Origin of the sequence: Mesorhizobium sp. M2A.F.Ca.ET.067.02.1.1 (assembly GCF_004023285.1) — a bacterium.
GTDB lineage: Bacteria > Pseudomonadota > Alphaproteobacteria > Rhizobiales > Rhizobiaceae > Mesorhizobium.
Map to the genome: position 1 here is coordinate 1 of NZ_RZSB01000694.1, position 3,198 is coordinate 3,198.

Annotated in this window: 3 protein-coding genes; all 3 read right to left on the reverse strand. The window is 64.4% G+C overall.

The genetic code is table 11. From position 1 onward, the window contains the following. Nucleotides 1–486: cytochrome C oxidase subunit III (locus EOA28_RS30145; protein WP_128315591.1), on the reverse strand; the 486-nt coding region annotated here is incomplete at its 3' end. Then, nucleotides 483–2,459 (reverse strand): cytochrome c oxidase subunit I, encoded by a 1,977-nt coding sequence (gene ctaD, locus EOA28_RS30150; protein ID WP_127249213.1) that lies wholly within the window; start codon nucleotides 2,457–2,459, stop codon nucleotides 483–485. The genes EOA28_RS30145 and ctaD, both read right to left, overlap by 4 nt. Then, nucleotides 2,456–3,198 (reverse strand): cytochrome c oxidase subunit II (coxB, locus tag EOA28_RS30155; protein WP_128315592.1); only part of this gene is annotated, 743 nt, incomplete at its 5' end. The genes ctaD and coxB, both read right to left, overlap by 4 nt.

Below are 3,198 nucleotides of genomic sequence, written 5' to 3' on the forward strand. Positions count from 1 at the left end.
GTGCGTGAACATCAACACCGTCAGGACAATCGTATCGCCGACATCGGTGATCAGATGCGTGGTGTGGAGACCAAGCAGCACCCAGAGCATCGAGCCGTAGGCATTCGTGTCCCAGTAGATATTCAGGGCGGGAAACTCGAACCAGCGCACGACAAGAGGCGCGAGGCCGAGCAGCGACATCACCACCATTCCGATCCGCACGGGCCGCATGGCGCATCGCTTGGCATAGCCGTTGAGGATGTGGTTGGGCACCAGGCTGGCGATGAGAAGCAGCGTCACGATGGTTCCCGGCCAATGGTTGGGCTGCGGAGCGCTCAGGCGCCAGTTGGGCCACAAAGTAACGAGGTAGAGGTAAGCGCCGGCGGCTAGCGCGAAGCCCATGCCTTCCAGCGCCATGAAGCCAAGCGTGCCCCACCAGGTCGGGCTGCGCGGGCCATGGCCAAAGGTCGGGAGGCCGGTAAGATCGAGGGCGGGACGCTGGTTCATTCCTCGTCCTCCGGATCGGCCTTCGGCCAGAACCAGCCGACCAAGGTGACGGCGATCGGCGCGGCGCCCCAGATGATCGCCCAGGGCGTGAAGATCGAGTACAGGAAGGTGGCGCCGACGGCGATGGCCGCCAACAGCGGCCAGATCGACGGCGTCGCCGATTTTTCGCGGATGTCGGGATGGGCTTCCGCCACGGTGGAGACGAGCAATTCGCGAACGTCGACCCGAAGCCCGGTCGCGACAGGAAGCGCCCCGCGTTCGGCCCAGAGCGGCTCGACATTCGTCACGATCGGAATGCGCGCGAAATTATAGCCGGGCGGTGGCGAGGACGTCGCCCATTCAAGCGTGCCGGCATCCCAGGGATTGTCGCCTGCGGGCGTGCCCCTTAGCGCGCCATGAACCAAGTTGAACGCAAACAGCACGAAGCTCAGGAAGAAGAGCACCGCGCCGGCGCTGATGAAGAGATTGATGTTCCCCCAGCCGAGCTCGGCCGGATAGGTGTAGACCCTGCGCGGCATGCCCCACAGGCCGACGATGTGCATAGGGAAGAATGCCGCGTTGAAGCCGATCATCGCCAGCCAGAAATGCCAGCGTCCGAGGCGCTCGCTCATCATGCGGCCGGTGATTTTGGGGAACCAGAAATAGGCGGCCGCGAGCAGCGGGAAGACCGAACCCCCGATCAGCACGTAGTGGAAATGGGCGACGACGAAATAGGTGTCGTGCACCTGCAGGTCGAGCGGCACCGAGGCGAGCATGACGCCGGTAAGTCCGCCGATGACGAAGGTGAAGAAGAAGCCGAAGACGAACAGCAGCGGTGTACGGATCACCGGCCTGCCGTCCCAGAGAGTGGCCAGCCAGCAGAAGATCTGAACGCCGTTGGGGATGGCGATCAACATGCTGGATGCGGTGAAGAAGCTCGCGCCGAGCTTCGGCAGCCCGGTTGCGAACATGTGGTGGACCCAGAGGCCGAACGACAGGAAACCGACCGCGATCAGCGACAGGACCAGCCCGAGATGGCCGAAGGCCGGGCGCCGGGCGAAGACCGGAATGATTGCGGAGACCATGCCGGTGGCCGGCAGGAAGATGATGTAGACTTCGGGATGGCCGAAGAACCAGAACAGGTGCTGGAACAGCAGCGCGTCGCCGCCCTCGGCCGGGTTGAAGATATGCGTGCCGACGAGCCGGTCGAGGATCAGGAAGGTCGAGGTGATCATCACCGCCGGCATGGCGAAGACGACGAGGAAGGACGTGACCAGGAGGGCCCAGACATAGAGCGGGATCTTGTCCAACGACATGCCCGGCGCGCGTTGCTTGAACACGGTCACGATGGTCGCGACGGCGACGGCCAGTGAGGATACCTCGGTATAGGTGATCATCTGCGCCCACACGTCGGCGCGCTTGCCCGGACCGTATTCCGGTCCGGACAGCGGCACATAGGCGAACCAGCCGACATCCGGCGCCATCGCGAGGGCGAACGACACCCAGGCAAAGAGGCCACCCGAAAGATAGACCCAATAGCTGAAGGCGTTGAGGCGGGGGAAGGCGATGTTGCGGGTGCCGACCATCAACGGCACCAAGTAAATGCCGGTCGCCTGCACAATGGGCACGGCGAACAGGAACATCATGGTGACGCCGTGCATCGTGAACAGCTGGTTGTAAAGGTCCGGGCCGATCAGGCCACGCTGTGGGCCCGAGAGCTGGATGCGCATGGCCACGGCGTTGAGCCCGCCCAGGCAGAGAAAAAGGAAGGCGGTGATCAGGTAGCGGCGTGCGATGACCTTGTGATCGACGCTCGACAGGGCGCCGATGATGCCGGGAGGCGTCCGCCATGTCCGGGCCAGCCTGCGGTGCAGGCTGGCATCGTCCATGCCGGTGTCGCGCGGCCCGTCACGCTCGGGTGCGATATCGCCTTTGGCGGAGGCTTCGCGCTGCGGCGGCAGATCGCGTTCGCTGGTGAGATCCGCGCTGCTCATTTCAGCCCCTCGAGATAGGCGACGATGGCGTTGAGCTCGTCGCCGCTCAAATCGACCACCGGCATATGCGAGCCGGGCTTCACGCCTTGTGGGTCGGCTATCCAGGCGGCGAGGTTGCCGCGGCTCATCGTCAATGTTCCGGCCGCGAGCGTCTGCCGGCTGGCGATATGGGTGAGATCCGGCGCGACCGTTCCGCCTGCCGGCGTGCCGCCGATCTTGTGACACATCACGCAGGGGCGTTTCAGGAAGAGGTTCTCGCCGGCCTTGGCCTCGTCGCCCGTTGGAGCGGCGGCCGGCTGCAACTGGTCGTTCCACCAGGCGTCGAACTTCGCGCGCGGCTCGGCGATGATGAAGGTGCCCATATTCGCGTGCTGCGCGCCGCAGAACTCGGCGCATTGGCCTCGGTAGACGCCGGGCTTGTCGGCCTTGATATCGAGCACATTCATTCGGCCGGGAATGAGGTCTAGCTTGCCGGAAAGGCTCGGCACCCAGAAGGAGTGGATAACGTCGGTCGAGGTGAGAAGAAGCCGCACGGGTTCGCCGGCGGGAATATGGATCTCGTGGGCCGTAGTCAGGATGCGGCTCGGCGTGGCGTCTTCGTAGCGCACCTCCCACCACCATTGATGACCGGTGACGCGAATGGTCAGCGCGGCATCCGAGCCGATCGCGGCAAGCGTCCTGTTGGCGAAGAAGCTGAGCAAGGTCAGCCCGACCAGGATCACGGCGGTCAGTCCGACGG